Origin of the sequence: Pseudomonas alkylphenolica (assembly GCF_000746525.1) — a bacterium.
GTDB lineage: Bacteria > Pseudomonadota > Gammaproteobacteria > Pseudomonadales > Pseudomonadaceae > Aquipseudomonas > Aquipseudomonas alkylphenolica.
Genome location: NZ_CP009048.1, coordinates 3585986 through 3602922 on the forward strand (window position 1 = coordinate 3585986; position 16937 = coordinate 3602922).

Sequence of the window (16937 nt, forward strand, 5' to 3'; positions counted from 1 at the left end):
TCCCACAGGCACATCTGCACCTGTGGGAGCGGGCTTGCCCCGCGATGAGGTCCGAATGAACTACCTGAAATTAAAACGTCATCTCTTTCACATCATCCGGCACGATCAGCTTGCCAGCGGTCTTCTCGATGATTTCCTCCACCGTCACCCCCGGCGCGGTTTCGCGCAGGATGAAGGCGCCGTTTTCGATCTCCAGGTAGGCCAGGTCGGTCAGCACCTTGCGGATGCAACCAGCACCGGTCAGCGGCAGGCTGCAGCGCGGCAGCAGTTTCGACTCACCGTCCTTGGAGGCGTGGGTCATGGTGACGATGATGTTGTCGGCACCGGCCACCAGATCCATGGCGCCGCCCATGCCCTTGACCAGCTTGCCGGGGATCATCCAGGAGGCGATGTTGCCTTCCACGTCCACTTCGAAAGCGCCCAGCACCGTGAGGTCAACGTGACCGCCACGGATCATCGCGAAGGATTCGGCGGAGCTGAAAATCGACGCGCCACGGCGGGCGGTCACGGTTTGTTTGCCGGCGTTGATCATGTCGGCATCGAGCTGCGCTTCGGTCGGGAATTCGCCCATGCCCAGCAGGCCGTTTTCCGATTGCAGCATCACGTCCATATCGGCCGGGACGTAGTTGGCCACCAGGGTCGGGATGCCGATGCCGAGGTTGACGTAGTAGCCGTCCTGGAGTTCGCGGGCGACACGCTGGGCCATTTGTTCGCGGGTAAGTGCCATGGTCAGGATCTCTTTGTTGTTCTGTTCGGGGACGGTTCAGGCTTTGAGGGTGCGTTTTTCGATACGCTTCTCGAAGGTGCCGACAATCACCCGGTCGACGTAGATACCCGGGGTATGGATCTCGGTAGGCAGCAGGACACCCGGCTCGACGATCTCTTCGACCTCGACCACGGTGATCTTGCCGGCGGTCGCGGCCAGCGGGTTGAAGTTCTGCGCGGTGTTGCGGTACACCACGTTGCCGTAGTGGTCGGCCTTCCAGCCTTTGACAATGGCGAAGTCGCCGGTGATGGCTTCTTCCATAATGTACTTGCGGCCATTGAACTCGCGTACTTCCTTGCCTTCGGCAACCGGAGTGCCGTAGCCGGTGGCGGTGAAGAACGCCGGGATGCCGGCGCCGCCAGCGCGCATTTTCTCGGCCAGGGTGCCTTGCGGTGTCAGTTCGACCTCCAGCTCGCCGCTGAGCAGCTGGCGCTCGAATTCGGCGTTCTCGCCGACATAGGAGGCGACCATCTTGCGAATCTGGTGGTCCTCAAGCAGCACACCCAGGCCAAAGCCGTCGACGCCGCAGTTGTTCGAGACCACGGTCAGGCCCTTGACGCCACGGCGCTTGATCTCGTTGATGAGGTTTTCCGGGATGCCGCACAGGCCGAAACCACCGGCCAGTACCGTCATGTTGTCGGTCAGGCCTTCAAGAGCCTGTTCATAGGTTGCTACGCGCTTGTCCAGTCCGGCCATGCTGATCCGCCTTTTGTAGTTGTTGAACCGACAGGGGTGTCGGTAAGCGTTTGACGCATCTTCACCCCAACCGACTTATTTGTTAATTTTGTTTTTATGATTGTTTGATTAATTTTTCAAAAGAATAGACCACACCGATGAACGTCAAGCAGTTGCGCGCCTTTGTCACCGTTGCCAAATACCAGAGCTTTGCCCAGGCCGGCGAGCACCTGCATCTGTCGCAACCGGCCCTGAGCCTGACCATCAAGGCCCTGGAGGACAACCTCGGCGGCGCCCTGCTCAGCCGCACCACCCGCAGTGTCAGCCTGACCCCGGAGGGCGAAGTACTGCTGCCCCTGGCCCGGCAGTTGCTGGCCGACTGGGACAATACCGAAGAACTGTTGCGCCAGCGCTTCACTCTCCAGCTGGGGCGAGTGTCGATTGCCGCCATGCCGGCCTTTGCCGGCAACCTGCTACCGGCGGTGTTGAAGGTGTTTCGCCAGCGCTACCCGCGGGTCAATGTCACGGTGCATGACGTGATCAACGAGCAGGTGCTGGAACTGGTACGCCATCGCCGCGTCGAGCTGGGCATCGGTATCGAGCCCGAGGCCAGCGCGCCGATGCTGTTCAAGCCGCTGTACCTGGACCGTTTCGTCGCGGTAGTGCCCACTGATTCACCTTTGGCACAGCAAGCCCAGGTCAGCTGGCGCGAGTTGCTGGCGGAAGACTTCATCGCCCTGCAGCGGCCTTCGGCGGTGCGCTTGCTGCTGGAGCAGGCCCTGGCGGCCGAGCATGGCAAGCTGGCGGTGGCCTTCGAAAGCCATCAGCTGTCGACCATCGGCCGCATGGTTGCCAACGGCCTGGGCGTCAGCGCCGTACCGGCCTTGTGCATCGGCCAGATGCAGGAGCTCGGCGCCCGCTGCGTGCCACTGGTCGAGCCGATCATCGAACGACGCATTGGCGTCTCCCTACTGGCTGACCATAAACTCTCTGCGGCAGCTCAGGCGCTGCTCGATGTATTACAAGAACAAGCCCGCCCCCAGGAGATGACATGCGTACAGTGAAGCTTGCCGACAAAGATGTTCCGACCATCGGCCAGGGTACCTGGTACATGGGCGAAGACCCGGGCCAGCGTAGCCGCGAAGTAGCAGCGCTGCAGCAAGGTATTGAGCTGGGCCTGACACTGATCGATACAGCCGAGATGTATGCCGAAGGCGGTGCTGAACACGTGGTCGGCCAGGCCATCGCCGGGCGTCGTGATCAGGTCTTCGTGGTCAGCAAGGTGTACCCGCACAACGCCAGCCGCAACGGCATCCCGGCAGCCTGCGAGCGCAGCCTCAAGCGTCTGGGCACTGACTATATCGACCTGTACCTGTTGCACTGGCGCGGCCAGTATCCGCTGGAGGAAACCGTCGAGGCCTTCGAACGCTTGCGTGAAGCGGGCAAGATCGGCCGCTGGGGCGTATCAAACTTCGACACCGACGACTTGCGCGAGCTGCACAACCCCGACTGCGCCACCAACCAGGTCCTGTACAACCCTGCCCAGCGCGGCATTGAGTTCGACCTGTTGCCCTGGAGCCACAAACGCCAGATGCCGACCATGGCCTACTGCCCGCTGGCTCAGGCCGGGCGTTTGCTCAAGCACCCGACCCTGAATGAGATTGCCGAGCGCCATGGTGCCACCCCGGCCCAGGTCAGCCTGGCCTGGGTGACGCGTCAGGACGATGTGATTGCCATCCCCAAGGCAGTGGATCCGGAACATGTGCGGCTGAATGCGGCGGCGGCCAGCCTGACCCTTAATAGCGAAGACTTGCGCGCTATTGACCGGGCCTTTCCGGTGCCGACGCGCAAACAGCCGCTGGCGATGGTTTGAAGGGTCTCATCGCGGGGCAAGTCGAGTCGTCGCACCGCCGCTCCCACAGCCTCTGTGGGAGCGGGCTTGCCCCGCGATGCGTTAACGAAAATCCCGACTGCGCACATCCAGCCCTTGCAACAGCGGGCTGAGGTCTTCCAGGCGCCGAGCAATCAGGTGGCGTACCCCGCTTTCACACTCAAGCCGTCCGCTCACCCGTAACAATTGTGAGCCGACCAGGGCCCGGCGCTGGCGCTCGGCCAGGTCGCGCCAGACCACCACGTTGACATTACCGAACTCATCCTCAAGGGTGACGAAGGTGACGCCGCTGGCGGTCTGCGGGCGCTGGCGGCCGGTCACCAGCCCCGCCACGCTGACCTTGTCACCATGTTCGGCGCTCTCCAGTGCCTGTGAACTGCGACAGCCCAGCACGTCGAGACGGCGGCGCAACAAGGTCAGCGGATGCGGGCCCAGGGTGGTGCCGACACTGGCATAGTCGGCGAACATATCCTCGCCGATCGACGGCTGCGGCAGGCTCACAGGCGCCTCCTCAGGAGCATCGACCCCGGCGAACAACGGCAACTGCGCCTGCACCGCTGCCACGCTCCAGCGCGCCCGGTAACGGTCGCTGGCCAGCCCGCGCAGGGCACCGGCATCGGCCAGCAGTTCGCGCGCCCGGGCATCGAGTTGCGCACGCAGGCAGAGGTCACTGACATCACGCCAGGCAGCCGCGCTCCGGGCCTGTTCGATACGCCGGGCATCGTCCTGGCGAAAGCCGCGAATCTGCCGCAACCCCAGGCGAATGGCCAGCGCCTGCCCTGCCCCCGGCTCCAGGCTGCAGTCCCAATCGCTGTGGCAGACATCCACCGGACGGATCTCGATGCGGTGACGGCGGGCATCCTGAAGAATCTGGTCGGGACTGTAGAAGCCCATCGGCCAGCTGTTGATCAACGCACAGGCATAGATCGCCGGTTCATGGCACTTGAGCCAGCAACTGGCGTAGGTCAGCAAGGCGAAACTGGCGGCGTGGGACTCGGGAAAGCCATAACTGCCAAAGCCCTTGATCTGCTCAAAGATCCGCTCGGCGAATTCGCGGCTGTAGCCATTGCCGAGCATGCCGCTGATCAGTCGTTCGCGGTGTGGTTCCAGGCCGCCATGACGTTTCCAGGCAGCCATGGCCCGCCGCAACTGATCAGCCTCGCCCGCCGAATAGCCGCCCGCGACCATGGCCAGCTCCATCACCTGCTCCTGGAACAGCGGCACGCCGAGGGTGCGTTTGAAGACTTTTTCCAGCGCCGGCGATGGATAGGTCACCTCTTCCAGCTTCTGGCGCCTGCGCAAGTAAGGATGGACCATGTCACCCTGGATCGGCCCGGGGCGAACGATCGCCACTTCGATCACCAGATCGTAGAAGTTCTCTGGTTTGAGCCGCGGCAGCATGGCCATCTGCGCCCGCGACTCGATCTGGAACACACCGATGGTGTCGGCGCGGCCGATCATTTCATAGGTGGCCGCGCAATCGGCGGGGATCTGCGCCAGGCTCAGTTCACGGCCGCGATGGCGGTACAACAGGTCAAAACAACGGCGCAAGGCACTGAGCATGCCCAAGGCAAGGATATCGACCTTGAGCAGGCCGACCAGGTCGAGGTCGTCCTTGTCCCACTGGATGACCGTACGCCCCTCCATCGCGGCGTTCTCCACCGGCACCAGGGTGTCCAGCGGCTGCTCGGAAATCACGAAACCGCCCGGATGCTGGGACAGGTGACGGGGAAAGCCGATCAATTCGCCGGTCAACGCCAGCACCCGGCGCAGCAACGGGCTGTCGGGATCGAAACCGGCTTCACGCAGTTGCTCCGGCGGCGGCAAGCGATCGCTCCAGCGTCCGCAACAGTCAGCCAGCGCGTTGATCTGCGCCACCGGCAAGCCCAGCACCCGGGCGATATCGCGCACCGCGCCGGCAGCATGGTAGGTACTGGCCACAGCGGTCAACGCCGCGCGGTGACGGCCGTAACGGTTGAATACGTACTGCAGGACTTCTTCACGGCGCTCGTGTTCGAAATCGACATCGATATCCGGGGGCTCATCGCGCTCGCGCGACAGAAAACGCTCGAACAACAGGTGGCTGCGCATCGGGTCCAGCTCGGTGATGCCCAGCACGAAACACACCACCGAGTTGGCCGCCGAGCCACGGCCCTGACAGAGAATGCCCTGGCTGCGGGCAAACTTGACGATGTCGTGAACGGTGAGGAAATAGCTCTCGTAGTTCAGCTCGGCAATCAGCTCAAGTTCGTGTTCCAGCGCCTGGCGGGCTTTCTCTTCGACACCGTTGGGCCAGCGCCAGCGCTGCCCCTGTTCGCACAAATGGCGCAACCAGGCGCTGGCCGTCTGCCCGGCGGGCACCAGCTCGCGGGGGTACTGGTAGCGCATCTGGCTCAGGTCGAAGCGGCAGCGGGCGGCGATGCGCAGGGTTTCATCGAGCAACGCCTGCGGATACAGCTCGGCCAGTTGCGGCAGTGGACGCAAATGACGCTCGCCGTTGGCGAACAGGCGTTGCCCGGCCTCGGCCACGGTGCAGTGATGACGGATCGCCGTCATGCTGTCCTGCAAGGCACGCCGCCCTCGGGCATGCATGTGCACGTCGCCCGCCGCTACAGCGGGAAGTTCCAGGGACGCGGCCAGAGCCAGCAACTGTTGCAGACGCAGCCCATCGTCGGCGCCACGGTGCAGCTCGACCGCCAGCCACAGGCGCTCGGCGAAGCGCTCACGCAACCAGTGGCCGACAGCCAGGTCCTGCTCGTCTTCATCCGGCAGCCACAGGGCCAACAGTCCCTCCAGCGGGGTATCGAAGTCCTCACGCAGCAGCTGATAGGCGCCCTTCTGCGCCCGTCGCCGGCCCAGGGTGATAAGCCGGCACAGGTGCTGGTAACCGGGCAGATTTTCCGCCAGTAACACCAGCTTGGGCCCATCATCCAGGCGTACTTCACTGCCGACGATCAATGGCAGCTCCACCGCCCTCGCCGCCTGCCAGGCCCGGACGATTCCGGCCAGGGTGCACTCGTCGGTGATGGCCAGGGCCTGGTAGCCCTGCTGGCGGGCGCGGCGGAACAACTCCTGGGCGCTGGAGGCACCGCGCTGGAAACTGAAGTTCGACAGGCAATGCAGTTCGGCGTAAGCCACTGGCGTGTTCATGCAAACCAGCCCTGCAGCCACAACGGCCCGTCTTCACCGAGGTTGCGGTAGGCCCAGGCATACAGCCCGGTGGGGGTCTGCACCCGGTAGTAGTCGCGGCGCACATCGCCACCATCCCACCAACCGGACTCGATCCGCTCGGCGCCGGTCAGCAGTTGCACGCCCACGCCCGGTAGGGCCTGGGGCTCAGCCAGCAGCCAGCCCGGACGCAGCGCTGCCGGAGCGGCCGCTGCCAGGGTGGCCGGATTATCCAGGCGCCAGGCGCATTCCGGGCGATGATCGGCCTGGGCCGACAGGCTATGCACCGCCGTGTCGCCCAGACGCGCGCGCAGGCGTTCGCGCAGTTGTTCCCAGGGCTGGTTCTGCTGCGGGCGTGGCTCGAACAGCTCGCGATGCTGCGGGACAAAGGCCGGCAGGTCTTCAGCCAGCAAGCGCAGGTTGCGTACCGCGGCCCTCAGTTGCAGTTGCTCAAGGCGCCCACGGGCCAGCTCGAACAGCATCAGCGGGTCACGCTCGGCGGCCAGCAGACCAACAGCCACACAGGTGTCGACGCCCTCGGCGTGTTCCAGGTGCAGGGTAAAACGCTGCACACCACTGTCACGGCCCGCCAGGAACGCGGCCAGATCGTTGATCAGACGGCGCAGCGGAAAGAGCAAGGCCTGGTGCGACTCGACATCGAAGTTCAGCTCCAAACGGGCATCGAAGCGGTCCGGCGGCAGGTAGAACGTCAACGCCATGGGCCGCAAGCCCAGCAGGCGGTCCAGGTGCAGTTGCACCGCCGCGGCAAAACGCCGGGCCAGAGCCTCGCGGGGCAGCGCCATGACCTGGCCGAGCCGGCGCAGGCCCATACGGCTGAAGGCGCTCGCCGCCTCCACGGGCAAACCGACCCGTTCGATAGGTAATTGCTCAAGGGCAGCGCGGGTCTGCTCGGGGCAATCGAGCGCCAGGCCATCGTGGCAGTTGGCGAGCATACGCGCGGCCACCGGGTTGCTGGCCAGGACGATGCGGTGACGAAACCCCAGGGCGCTCAGCTCCGCGCGCAACCGCGCCTCGAAGGCAGGCCAGGGGCCGAACAGGCCGAGGCTGGATTCGACTTCCAGCAACAGTACCCGCGGGTAATGCAGGCTGACCTGGGAGCTGAACTGATAAGCCCAGGCGGCGAGCAGCTGCTGCAAGGCGTCGATGGCGGCCGGGTCATGGTCGACACAGGTGAAATTGCCCGCCAGCGCCTGGGCCGTGGTCAACGGCTGCCCGGCACGCAGACCGAGGGCCGCCGCTGCCGGGTTGACCGCCTGCAGCAGGCGGCGCTGGGGCGGGCCACTGAGCAGCACCAGTGGCGTGTCGGGGTCGGCGCGCCCGCGCAGCACAGCGTCGAGCGCCAGCTGCGGCAGCAGGATACAGGCCCAGAGCATGATCCATCAGCCTCGCCCGGGGCAGGCAATGGGCAGCGCCGGGGCCAGCCCGCCCCGGCATTTGAGTACCCGCCACTGGGCTGGGCGGGCATCAATGGCAATGCGCAACGCCGCCGGTGACGGGTTCAACGCCGCCTGCAGAGGACGCAAGGCAAAGGCCAGGGTCTGGCCACTTTCGGCAGCTACCTGCAAACGGCGCAAGGCGCGGTCGTCGGCCTTGTGCGGCCAGCACAGCACAGCGCCACAACTACCTGAACGCAGGCATTGCTCTGCGGCCCAGAGCGCATCGGCCGCTGTCGTCTCGACCAGGGTCAGCCACTGCAGATCGACCCCCGCCGCCTGCCAGGCCGGTGCATAGGGAATAAACGGCGGAGCAATCAGCACCACCCGCTCAGCGCTGGCGGTCAGGCGGGCCAGGCTGGGCCAGAGCAATTGCAGCTCGCCGCAGCCCTCGACGCTGAGCAGCACCTCGGTGAGCGCGCCGGGCGGCCAGCCACCGCCCGGCAATGCCGTATCCAGCGCCGCATGACCGGTGGGCTGCAGGCCCTGGGGCTGTGCCTGAGGGCGACCCTTCCAGACCCGTTGCTGGTCGAGCAGGCCCTCGAGGCTGAGCACCGCACCCATCAGCCGCGCCTCACCAGGCCGCAGAACACGCCCTCGATGACAAAGTCCTGGCCAGGACCGACCTCGATCGGCGCATAGGCCGGGTTGCGTGGCAGCAGACGGTACTGCTGGGCACTGACCCGCTCGAAACGCTTGATGGTCACCTCACCATCGAGGCGGGCGACGATGATCTGCCCGTCACGGGCTTCTGCCTGCTGCTTGATGCCAACCAGGTCGCCGTCGAGGATGCCGTCATCGAGCATCGAGTCGCCACGTACCTTGAGCAGGTAGTCCGGCGAACGGCTGAACAGCTGGGCGTCGAGCATGAGCTGCTCGTGGATATCAACGTCCGGGCCGATGGGCCGCCCTGCGGCCACCTGGCCCAGCACCGGAATTTCCAGGACCTCGGGCCGACGCAGAGCCCCGGCCAGGCGAATGCCCCGGGCCTGGTTGCGGGTGACCTCGATGAAACCGGCCTCGGCCAGGGCCTGGATATGCTTGCGCGCCACACTGCGCGAGGCAAAGCCGAAGGCTGTGGCGATGTCGGCCAGGCTCGGCGGCTGGCCATGATCGGCAATCCGCTCACGGATGAAAGTGAGGATGGCGCTGCGTTTGGGCGATAATCTGTTCATGGGGTACATTTGTACTCTTTTCGGCGTGCACTGACCAGCCCCTGTGATCCGGTTATGATGAGCGGCCATTGCAACGGATGCCCGGAATGCTTGAAGCCTTGCTGTTCGATCTCGACGGTACCCTGACCGATACCGACAAACTCCACCTGCTGGCCATGCAACAGCTCTTGCAGGAAGAAGGCCGGGTGTTGACCGAGGCGGAGTTCGATGCTCACGTCAGCGGTCGGGCCAACGCTGATCTGTGCCGCTACCTGTTCCCCGAGCGGTCAGTGGCCGAGCACCAGGTTTTTGCTGATCGCAAGGAGGCGCGTTTTCGCGCACTGTCACCAACGCTGCAGCCCACCGCCGGGCTGGTCCGCTTGCTCGAGCATGCCGAACAGACAGGCATCGGCATGGCCGTGGTGACCAATGCGCCCCGGGCCAACGCCGTGCATATGCTCAATGCCATGGGCCTGGGCGAGCGTTTCAAGCATGTGCTGGTGGCTGAAGAGCTGCCGCGGGCGAAACCGGATCCACTGCCCTACCTCACCGGCCTTCAATGCCTGCAGGCGCGGGCCAGTCATGCCCTGGCGTTCGAGGACTCGGTGCCCGGGGTGACGGCAGCCAGCCGTGCCGGAATCTTTACCGTTGGTCTGTCCACCAGTCAGGCGCCCGAAGCCCTGCTCGCGGCCGGAGCGCAGCTGGTAGTGGCGGATTTCGAGGATCCGCGGTTGTGGGCGCTGATTGGACAAATGAGTGGGGTAACTATCTGACTTAGACATCGCGGGGCAAGCCCGCTCCCACCGAGCCGGTGGGAGCGGGCTTGCCCCGCGATGGCATCAACAGACTCACCCGGAAATGCAGCGCGTCGCTGCGGTCTTCACGTCACCCAGGCGCAGGGGGAAGTTGTTCAGGCGCTCGTACAGCTTGATGCTGCTGCCGCTGCCGCGCTCATTGATGTCCACCAGCGCAGCAGGCCCGGCACCGATTTTTTGCGGCACGACCAGGCGCAGGCCGTCATGATGCGGCTCAACCTCAAGGGGGCCACGGGTTTCAGCCAGTTGCTGCTGTACGCAGGTGGCGTACTCCTGGGGCTTCTTGCCGGAAATCACGTTCAGGGTTTCCGGCGAGCTTTCAAGCTCCGACACGCTGACGCAACCACCCAGCGTAACTGCCAACCCTGCTACAACCCACTTCATCAAGCTACACCTCCACCAAGGAAAAAGACTCTGACCGCGCCCAGACCATTTTGCTCCCTTGATTGGCAGATTTATCGTGGGTCGGGCACGAAGGGCGACAGTGTAACCGTTGATCATGGTATCGTTTTGATTTGCCCAAAGATCCATTGCGGAGAGCAACATGAAATTCGTACACCAGCGCGAACACCTCAACGAAGACGACATCGTCGTCATCGAGTGTTCCCAGCGCTGCAACATCCGCCTGATGAACGACGCCAACTTCCGCAGCTTCAAGAATGGCGGGCGCCACACCTATCACGGCGGCGCTTTCGTCGATTTCCCGGCGAAGATCACTGTGCCCAGCACCGGCTTCTGGAACATCACCATCGATACCGTTGGTCCGCGTGCGTTGTCGGCAGTGACCAAGCCGACCTTCACCCACAAGATCAAATTCATCCGCCGTTCGTCGTCGAAGCTGAGATAAGCCATGAGCCAGACCACCAAGTACGTCATCAAGTACAAGATCGATGGTGAGCGTCGTTTCGACTTCGCCCAGATGAGCAGCGACGCCCCTGAAGAAGTACAAGCCGCCCTGGAGAAACTCCACGGCGAAGACGCGAAAAAGATCACCGACATCAAGGTCAGCAAAGCCCTGTAACGGACACAGCGCAGAAGGAACCCCAGGCATGAGCCCATGGCCGGACACCCGTCTTCTCGATCTGCTCGGCATCGAACTGCCGATCCTTCAGGCGCCCATGGCCGGTTCCACCGGCTCGGCCATGGCCATTGCCGTGAGCAATGCCGGCGGCCTGGGCTCGCTTCCTTGTGCAACCTTGAGCCTGGAGCAGATCCGCGCCGAGCTGCAGGCGTTCAAGCAAGCCAGCGACGGCCCGCTCAACGTCAACTTCTTCTGCCACCAGCCACCGCAGCCGGACCCGGCCCGCGATGCGGCCTGGAAGCTGGCGCTCAAGCCCTACTACGAAGAGCTGGGCGCCGACTTTGATGCGCCGACGCCAGTGTCCAACCGCGCACCGTTCGACGATGACAGCTGCCAGCTGATCGAAGCCTTCAAGCCGGCAGTGGTGAGCTTTCACTTCGGCCTGCCGGAGGCAAGCTTGCTGGCACGGGTCAAGGCCACGGGCGCGAAGGTGCTGTCCAGCGCCACCACCGTAGATGAGGCGATCTGGCTGGAGCAGCACGGCTGCGACGCGATCATTGCCATGGGCTATGAGGCCGGCGGGCACCGTGGGATGTTCCTCAGTAACGACCTCAATTCCCAGGTCGGCACCCTGGCGCTGGTGCCGCAAATCGTTGATGCAGTGCAGGTTCCGGTGATTGCCGCTGGCGGCATCGGCGACCATCGCGGCATTGTGGCCGCCCTGGCGCTGGGCGCGTCGGCGGTACAGCTGGGTACCGCGTACCTGTTCTGCCCGGAAGCCAAGGTCTCGGCGGCCCACCGCCAGGCCCTGCACAGCGCCAAAGAGAGCGACACGGCCCTGACCAATCTGTTTACCGGGCGCCCGGCCCGCGGCATCAGCACGCGAATCATGCGTGAACTGGGGCCCATCAGTGCGCTGGCGCCGCACTTCCCGCTGGCCGGCGGTGCGCTGATGCCGTTGCGGGCAATCAGCGAACCTCAGGGTAACAGCGATTTCAGCAACCTCTGGTCAGGCCAGGCGCTGCGCCTGGGGCAAGCCCTGCCGGCCGCCGAACTGACCCGCAAACTGGCTGAAAACGCCCTCACCCAGCTCAAGCGCTAAAGCAGTGCTTTCCGTTTGTCGGGCAATCGCTATATATTCATGTATATAACGACTACCCCTCAGCCCATGGAGCTGTGTTTCATGAGTAAGTGCGCACCGCGTTTCGCCCTGGCCGCCCTGGCCACCTTCATGACTTTCAACAGTGCCTGGGCCGATGAGGTCCAGGTGGCTGTCGCCGCCAACTTCACCGCGCCGATCCAGGCCATTGCCAAGGACTTCGAGAAAGACACCGGTCACAAGCTGGTCGCTGCCTACGGCGCCACCGGGCAGTTCTATGCACAGATCAAGAACGGTGCGCCGTTCGAAGTGTTCCTCGCCGCTGACGACAGCACCCCGGCCAAACTGGAAAGCGAAGGCGACAGCGTCAAAGGTTCGCGCTTCACTTATGCCATCGGCACCCTGGCGTTGTGGTCGGCCAAACCTGGTTATGTCGACGCCAAGGGTGAAGTGCTGAAAAAAAATGAGTTCAAGCACCTGTCCATCGCCAACCCGAAAGCTGCGCCTTACGGCCTGGCTGCCACCCAGGTGCTGGACAAGCTCAAGCTGACCGAGGCCACCAAGGCCAAGATCGTCGAAGGCCAGAACATCACCCAGGCCTTCCAGTTCGTGTCCACCGGCAATGCCGAGCTGGGCTTTGTCGCCCTCTCGCAAATCTACAAGGACGGCAAAGTCACCGAAGGTTCGGCCTGGATTGTCCCGGCCAGCCTGCATGAACCGATCAGGCAAGATGCGCTGATCCTCAACAAGGGCAAAGACAACCCGGCAGCCAAGGCCCTGGTGGACTACCTCAAAGGTCCGAAAGCCGCTGCATTGATCAAATCCTACGGTTACGAAATCTGATGCCACTGGATGCCAGCGACCTGGGTGCCATCTGGCTGACCTTCAAACTGGCCAGCCTGACCACGTTGATCCTGTTGCTGGTCGGTACGCCCATCGCCTGGTGGCTGGCGCGCACGCGCTCGTGGCTGCGCGGGCCGGTGGGCGCGGTAGTGGCCCTGCCGCTGGTGTTGCCGCCGACGGTCATCGGCTTCTACCTGCTGCTGGCCCTGGGGCCCAACGGCTGGATCGGCCAGACCACCGAGGCGCTGGGGCTGGGTACCGTGGTATTCAGCTTCAGCGGCCTGGTGATCGGCTCGGTGATTTACTCCATGCCCTTTGTCGTGCAACCGCTGCAGAACGCCTTCAGCGCTATCGGCGAGCGCCCGCTGGAAGTCGCCGCCACTTTGCGCGCCAGCCCCTGGGACACGTTTGTCCATGTGGTGCTGCCGCTGGCCCGGCCCGGTTTCATCACCGCCAGCATCCTCGGCTTTGCCCATACGGTGGGTGAATTCGGCGTAGTACTGATGATCGGTGGCAACATTCCCGACAAGACCCGCGTGGTCTCGGTACAGATCTTCGACCATGTCGAAGCCATGGAATACCTGCAAGCGCACTGGCTGGCCGGCGCCATGTTGGTGTTCTCGTTCCTCGTGCTGCTGGCGCTGTACTCCAGCCGCCAGGGCAAATCGGCCTGGAGCTGAAGCATGCACAAGATGATTCATGCCCGGCTCAAGGTCGCCCGTGACGATTTCGACCTGGACGTCGACCTGCAATTGCCCGGTCGCGGCATCAGCGCCCTGTTCGGTCACTCAGGCTCAGGCAAGACCACCTGCCTGCGCTGCCTTGCCGGCCTGGAACGGGCATCCGAGGCCTATATCGAAGTCAACGGACAGATCTGGCAAGACTCGCGCCGCGACCACTTCATCGCCCCGCACCTGCGCCCGGTCGGCTACGTATTCCAGGAGCCCAGCCTGTTCCCGCACCTGACTGTCCACGGCAATCTGACCTTCGGCTGGCGCCGTGTTCCAGCCCAGGCGCGCAAGGTCAGCCTTGAACAAGCTTGTGCGCTGCTGGGCATCGAGCACTTGCTCGAGCGCAAGCCCGCCACCCTGTCCGGCGGTGAGGCGCAACGCGTGGGCATCGCCCGGGCCTTGCTCAGCAGCCCGCAACTGCTGTTGATGGACGAGCCCCTGGCGGCCCTCGACGGCCCGCGCAAGCGCGAGATCCTGCCATACCTGGAGCGTCTGCACACCGAGCTGGAGATCCCGCTGATCTATGTCAGCCATGCCCAGGATGAAGTAGCCCGGCTGGCTGACCACCTGGTGCTGCTGGAGCAGGGCAAGGTCCAGGCCAGCGGCCCGATTGCCGCCACCCTCGCCCGCCTCGACCTGCCGCTGGCCCAGGGGGACGATGCCGGGGTGATCATCGAAGGCCAGGTCAGCAGTTACGACACCCACTACCAGTTACTCGGCCTGCAACTGCCGGGCAGCAGCCTGGCGCTGCGCCTGGCCCACGAACCACTGGCACTGGGCACCTCATTGCGGCTCAAGGTGCAGGCCCGGGATGTCAGCCTGAGCCTGGTCGAAGATACCCACTCAAGCATTCTCAACCGCTTGCCGGTACGGGTCAGGGGTCATCAACCGGCGGATAACAGTGCCCATGTCCTGGTCAGCCTCGATGTTGCCGGCAGCGTGCTGCTGGCCCGGATCACCCGCTACTCGGCCGACCAGTTGGGCCTGCACAGCGGTCAGCAGTTGATCGCGCAGATCAAGTCGGTGGCACTGCTGGGCTGACCGCGCATGAACGCAAAGGGCCGGACGCCGGGAAAAGGTGCCTGGTGTTGATCCTGTAACGTCGCTAGCCCCTTGAAAGTCGATACAAAAGACCTCAGTTCTCATATCATGCAGAGAAATTTCCCATATTCGCTCAAGCCCCCTATGCTTGCCGGTGTGAGCAGCGTTCGCTGCTGTGGAATGCTCAATCGCCCCTACCGGCACTTGCGACTAAAGACTCAAAACAGATTCTGTGTTCGGCGGAATTAATATTTCCCGAAAGCGTCTTTAATGAAGGAAAAGAGGAACGCGTTCCGCGTGTTCTCGGCTTGTGCGGGCGCGGCCTGCAAAGCAACTTACGTTACCAAGGAGATATACATGCTGATACTCACCCGCAAGGTTGGCGAAAGCATCGTCATCAACGATGACATCAAAGTCACCATTCTGGGCGTCAAAGGTATGCAAGTGAGGATCGGCATCGACGCACCGAAAGATGTTCAGGTGCACCGCGAAGAGATTTTCAAGCGCATTCAGGCCGGCAGCCCGGCACCGGAAAGAGGAGAACCTCACGAGTAACGCTCACTGATTCAAGCCGCACGGATGCGCTTGACCCCGATCGCGTCAGCCCTGGTGGCGGGCCGCAATGGCCTCATGACGACGTGGGTGGGCGGAGCAATTGGTTAACCTTGGCAATCAACTTGGGTATATCGAAGGGTTTGTCGAACACCGCTGCGAACAACTCCGGACAGTCCCATCCCTCGTGCGCCTGGGCGCCGCTGATTAAAATTATCGGCAGCGGCTGCAACTGCGGATTTTCGCGGATTTTAATCGCCAGGTCCTTGCCATTGAGCCTGGGCATCATGTAGTCGGTGATCACCAGCTCCACCCGCGTACGCGCCAATGCCTCCAGCGCCATTTCGCCGTTGCCGACCTTCAAGACCTCAAAACCCTCATCTTCCAGAAGAAAGCCGAGAATATCGGCAATCAGGTACTCGTCGTCGACGACCAGAATCGTGCTCATGACTGTCCAGCCTGCAGGCTCACGTGCCCGCCACTGGCGCCGGCGTGCCGGAAAGCACTGCAGTGGCCTGAGTGAACACCGGCAGGTACAAGGTCATGCACGTCCCCTCGCCTGGCACACTGGCAACACTGACCGCACCATTGCTCTGCCTGATAAAGCCATAGACCTGACTCAACCCCAATCCAGTTCCCTTGCCAAACGCCTTGGTGGTGAAAAAAGGTTCGAAGATACGCGGCAACACACTGGGGTCAATACCCCGGCCATTGTCACTAACATCCAGCCGCACGAAGACGCCGTGCAAATCTTCGACTCCGCCATCCAGCTGACAGTTACAGCCCATCAGTCGAATAACCCCTTCATTACCCACGGCATCGCGGGCATTGAGAATCAAGTTGAGTAAAACCATCTGCAATTGCCCGCCATCAACTGCGATGTCCTGCAATCCCTCCTGCAGTTGTATTTGCAGCTCAACGCCCTTGGGCAGGGCATGCGCCACCAGCAGGCGAATCGACTCGATCAATGTCGCCACCTGCACTCGCCCCTGCTTCAACGCCTTGTGCCGGGCAAAGCTGAGCAACTGCTGGGTCATTTGCGTGCCGCGCTCACCGGCATCGAGAATATGCTCAAGCAAACGCTGGCTGCGTTGCGGGTCTTTGCTGTTGAGGGCCAGCCTCGCCGAGCCGATGATGATGGTCAGCAAGTTATTGAAGTCATGGGCCATGCCACCGGTCAACTGGCCGAGGGCTTCGAGCTTCTGTGCCTGAAACAGCTGCGCGCGCATCGCATCAAGCTGCAGGGCGGCCTCGCGACGGTCGGTGATGTCACGGGTGATCTTCGCCAGACCGATAATTTCGCCATCCACTGAACGGATCACATCCAACGCTGCCAGCGCCCAGAAGCGCGTGCCGTCCTTGCGCACACGCCAGCCTTCGTCCTGTGCGCCCCCGGTGCGCAAAGCGCGTTCAAGCAGCAGCGCCGGCTTGCCTTCGGCGCGATCCTGCTCGGTAAAAAACTGCGAGAAATGCTTGCCGATGACTTCGTCGGCAGTCCAGCCCTTGATCCGCTGGGCACCGGCGTTCCAGGAAATCACATGACCACTCGGATCGAGCATGTAGATGGCGTAGTCCACCACCGCCTGCACCAGTTGCTCGTAACGGTTGGCGTGCATGGCGTGCAAATCCGAGCGATCAGAAGAACTCATAACAGCTCCACGCAAACAGCAGTCGTAATCAAGCATAGACAGCCAGCACTGCGCACAATTCCAGGCGTTTGGCATTCC

Annotated in this window: 19 protein-coding genes; 10 read left to right on the plus strand and 9 right to left on the minus strand. The window is 63.2% G+C overall.

Features of this window, described 5'->3' with window-relative positions:
• Positions 1-70: 70 nt before the first annotated feature.
• Positions 71-727: a CoA transferase subunit B gene (locus PSAKL28_RS16365; RefSeq protein WP_038612478.1), complete on the minus strand. Its 657-nt coding sequence runs from the start codon at positions 725-727 to the stop codon at positions 71-73.
• Between the two features lie 36 nt (positions 728-763).
• Entirely contained in the window at positions 764-1462 is a 699-nt protein-coding gene (locus tag PSAKL28_RS16370) for a CoA transferase subunit A (protein WP_038612479.1), read from the minus strand.
• Between the two features lie 137 nt (positions 1463-1599).
• On the opposite strand from PSAKL28_RS16370, the gene PSAKL28_RS16375 reads away from it, so the two are divergent.
• Positions 1600-2505, plus strand: coding sequence for a LysR family transcriptional regulator (locus PSAKL28_RS16375; protein ID WP_038612481.1), 906 nt, complete (start codon positions 1600-1602; stop codon positions 2503-2505).
• A complete protein-coding gene (locus PSAKL28_RS16380) occupies positions 2493-3314 on the plus strand; it encodes an aldo/keto reductase (RefSeq protein ID WP_038612484.1) in 822 nt (273 codons plus the stop codon). The genes PSAKL28_RS16375 and PSAKL28_RS16380 overlap by 13 nt, the downstream gene beginning before the upstream one ends.
• Positions 3315-3395: 81 nt before the next feature.
• Here the strand turns inward: PSAKL28_RS16380 and PSAKL28_RS16385 are convergent, their stop codons facing one another.
• The 4 genes from PSAKL28_RS16385 to lexA are packed head-to-tail and all read right to left on the minus strand — an operon-like array spanning position 3396 to position 9138.
• Positions 3396-6503, minus strand: a complete 3108-nt coding sequence (locus tag PSAKL28_RS16385) for an error-prone DNA polymerase (protein ID WP_218918488.1) — start codon at positions 6501-6503, stop codon at positions 3396-3398.
• A complete protein-coding gene (locus PSAKL28_RS16390; RefSeq protein WP_038612489.1) occupies positions 6479-7894 on the minus strand; it encodes a Y-family DNA polymerase in 1416 nt (471 codons plus the stop codon). The genes PSAKL28_RS16385 and PSAKL28_RS16390 overlap by 25 nt, the downstream gene beginning before the upstream one ends.
• Before the next feature lie 6 nt (positions 7895-7900).
• Positions 7901-8518 (minus strand): translesion DNA synthesis-associated protein ImuA, encoded by a 618-nt coding sequence (imuA, locus tag PSAKL28_RS16395; protein WP_038612492.1) that lies wholly within the window; start codon positions 8516-8518, stop codon positions 7901-7903.
• Positions 8518-9138 carry a transcriptional repressor LexA gene (gene lexA, locus PSAKL28_RS16400; protein ID WP_038612495.1) on the minus strand — a complete coding sequence of 207 codons (621 nt, stop codon included), beginning with the start codon at positions 9136-9138 and terminating at the stop codon, positions 8518-8520. The genes imuA and lexA overlap by 1 nt, the downstream gene beginning before the upstream one ends.
• 77 nt (positions 9139-9215) lie before the next feature.
• Here lexA and PSAKL28_RS16405 point away from each other — a divergent pair, with 77 nt between their 5' ends.
• Positions 9216-9881 carry an HAD family hydrolase gene (locus PSAKL28_RS16405; protein ID WP_038612497.1) on the plus strand — a complete coding sequence of 222 codons (666 nt, stop codon included), beginning with the start codon at positions 9216-9218 and terminating at the stop codon, positions 9879-9881.
• A gap of 75 nt (positions 9882-9956) precedes the next feature.
• On the opposite strand, the gene PSAKL28_RS16410 is transcribed toward PSAKL28_RS16405, so the two are convergent.
• The gene (locus tag PSAKL28_RS16410; protein ID WP_038612499.1) at positions 9957-10307 is read right to left on the minus strand and encodes a hypothetical protein; all 351 of its coding nucleotides are present in this window, start codon (positions 10305-10307) and stop codon (positions 9957-9959) included.
• 160 nt (positions 10308-10467) lie between these two features.
• On the opposite strand from PSAKL28_RS16410, the gene PSAKL28_RS16415 reads away from it, so the two are divergent.
• The 7 genes from PSAKL28_RS16415 (at position 10468) to csrA (ending at position 15213) form a co-directional block, all read left to right on the plus strand.
• On the plus strand, positions 10468-10770 hold the full coding sequence (locus PSAKL28_RS16415; protein WP_038612501.1) for a DUF1883 domain-containing protein: 303 nt from the start codon (positions 10468-10470) through the stop codon (positions 10768-10770).
• A 3-nt stretch (positions 10771-10773) separates the two neighbouring features.
• The gene (locus PSAKL28_RS27890) at positions 10774-10944 is read left to right on the plus strand and encodes a hypothetical protein (RefSeq protein ID WP_096335681.1); all 171 of its coding nucleotides are present in this window, start codon (positions 10774-10776) and stop codon (positions 10942-10944) included.
• A gap of 28 nt (positions 10945-10972) precedes the next feature.
• Positions 10973-12046, plus strand: a complete 1074-nt coding sequence (locus PSAKL28_RS16420) for an NAD(P)H-dependent flavin oxidoreductase (RefSeq protein ID WP_038612503.1) — start codon at positions 10973-10975, stop codon at positions 12044-12046.
• Between the two features lie 81 nt (positions 12047-12127).
• Positions 12128-12886, plus strand: coding sequence for a molybdate ABC transporter substrate-binding protein (modA, locus tag PSAKL28_RS16425; protein ID WP_038612505.1), 759 nt, complete (start codon positions 12128-12130; stop codon positions 12884-12886).
• Positions 12886-13566: a molybdate ABC transporter permease subunit gene (gene modB, locus PSAKL28_RS16430; protein ID WP_038612508.1), complete on the plus strand. Its 681-nt coding sequence runs from the start codon at positions 12886-12888 to the stop codon at positions 13564-13566. The genes modA and modB overlap by 1 nt, the downstream gene beginning before the upstream one ends.
• A gap of 3 nt (positions 13567-13569) precedes the next feature.
• The gene (gene modC, locus PSAKL28_RS16435; protein WP_038612511.1) at positions 13570-14658 is read left to right on the plus strand and encodes a molybdenum ABC transporter ATP-binding protein; all 1089 of its coding nucleotides are present in this window, start codon (positions 13570-13572) and stop codon (positions 14656-14658) included.
• 357 nt (positions 14659-15015) lie between these two features.
• Positions 15016-15213: a carbon storage regulator CsrA gene (gene csrA / locus PSAKL28_RS16440; protein WP_038612515.1), complete on the plus strand. Its 198-nt coding sequence runs from the start codon at positions 15016-15018 to the stop codon at positions 15211-15213.
• A 73-nt stretch (positions 15214-15286) separates the two neighbouring features.
• Here the strand turns inward: csrA and PSAKL28_RS16445 are convergent, their stop codons facing one another.
• Complete coding sequence (locus tag PSAKL28_RS16445) at positions 15287-15658, minus strand: response regulator (protein ID WP_038612517.1); 372 nt, start codon at positions 15656-15658, stop codon at positions 15287-15289.
• Between the two features lie 19 nt (positions 15659-15677).
• Complete coding sequence (locus tag PSAKL28_RS16450; RefSeq protein WP_038612520.1) at positions 15678-16859, minus strand: two-component system sensor histidine kinase NtrB; 1182 nt, start codon at positions 16857-16859, stop codon at positions 15678-15680.
• Positions 16860-16937 lie beyond the last annotated feature (78 nt).

What these genes read in the sequence shown, in the direction of transcription:
- PSAKL28_RS16365 (WP_038612478.1), bottom strand. Translation starts at nt 727, where the DNA reads ATGGCACTTACCCGCGAACAAATGGCCCAGCGTGTCGCCCGCGAACTC.
- PSAKL28_RS16370 (WP_038612479.1), bottom strand. Translation starts at nt 1,462, where the DNA reads ATGGCCGGACTGGACAAGCGCGTAGCAACCTATGAACAGGCTCTTGAA.
- PSAKL28_RS16375 (WP_038612481.1), top strand. Translation starts at nt 1,600, where the DNA reads ATGAACGTCAAGCAGTTGCGCGCCTTTGTCACCGTTGCCAAATACCAG.
- PSAKL28_RS16380 (WP_038612484.1), top strand. Translation starts at nt 2,493, where the DNA reads ATGCGTACAGTGAAGCTTGCCGACAAAGATGTTCCGACCATCGGCCAG.
- PSAKL28_RS16390 (WP_038612489.1), bottom strand. Translation starts at nt 7,894, where the DNA reads ATGCTCTGGGCCTGTATCCTGCTGCCGCAGCTGGCGCTCGACGCTGTG.
- imuA (WP_038612492.1), bottom strand. Translation starts at nt 8,518, where the DNA reads ATGGGTGCGGTGCTCAGCCTCGAGGGCCTGCTCGACCAGCAACGGGTC.
- lexA (WP_038612495.1), bottom strand. Translation starts at nt 9,138, where the DNA reads ATGTACCCCATGAACAGATTATCGCCCAAACGCAGCGCCATCCTCACT.
- PSAKL28_RS16405 (WP_038612497.1), top strand. Translation starts at nt 9,216, where the DNA reads ATGCTTGAAGCCTTGCTGTTCGATCTCGACGGTACCCTGACCGATACC.
- PSAKL28_RS16410 (WP_038612499.1), bottom strand. Translation starts at nt 10,307, where the DNA reads ATGAAGTGGGTTGTAGCAGGGTTGGCAGTTACGCTGGGTGGTTGCGTC.
- PSAKL28_RS16415 (WP_038612501.1), top strand. Translation starts at nt 10,468, where the DNA reads ATGAAATTCGTACACCAGCGCGAACACCTCAACGAAGACGACATCGTC.
- PSAKL28_RS27890 (WP_096335681.1), top strand. Translation starts at nt 10,774, where the DNA reads ATGAGCCAGACCACCAAGTACGTCATCAAGTACAAGATCGATGGTGAG.
- PSAKL28_RS16420 (WP_038612503.1), top strand. Translation starts at nt 10,973, where the DNA reads ATGAGCCCATGGCCGGACACCCGTCTTCTCGATCTGCTCGGCATCGAA.
- modA (WP_038612505.1), top strand. Translation starts at nt 12,128, where the DNA reads ATGAGTAAGTGCGCACCGCGTTTCGCCCTGGCCGCCCTGGCCACCTTC.
- modB (WP_038612508.1), top strand. Translation starts at nt 12,886, where the DNA reads ATGCCACTGGATGCCAGCGACCTGGGTGCCATCTGGCTGACCTTCAAA.
- modC (WP_038612511.1), top strand. Translation starts at nt 13,570, where the DNA reads ATGCACAAGATGATTCATGCCCGGCTCAAGGTCGCCCGTGACGATTTC.
- csrA (WP_038612515.1), top strand. Translation starts at nt 15,016, where the DNA reads ATGCTGATACTCACCCGCAAGGTTGGCGAAAGCATCGTCATCAACGAT.
- PSAKL28_RS16445 (WP_038612517.1), bottom strand. Translation starts at nt 15,658, where the DNA reads ATGAGCACGATTCTGGTCGTCGACGACGAGTACCTGATTGCCGATATT.
- PSAKL28_RS16450 (WP_038612520.1), bottom strand. Translation starts at nt 16,859, where the DNA reads ATGAGTTCTTCTGATCGCTCGGATTTGCACGCCATGCACGCCAACCGT.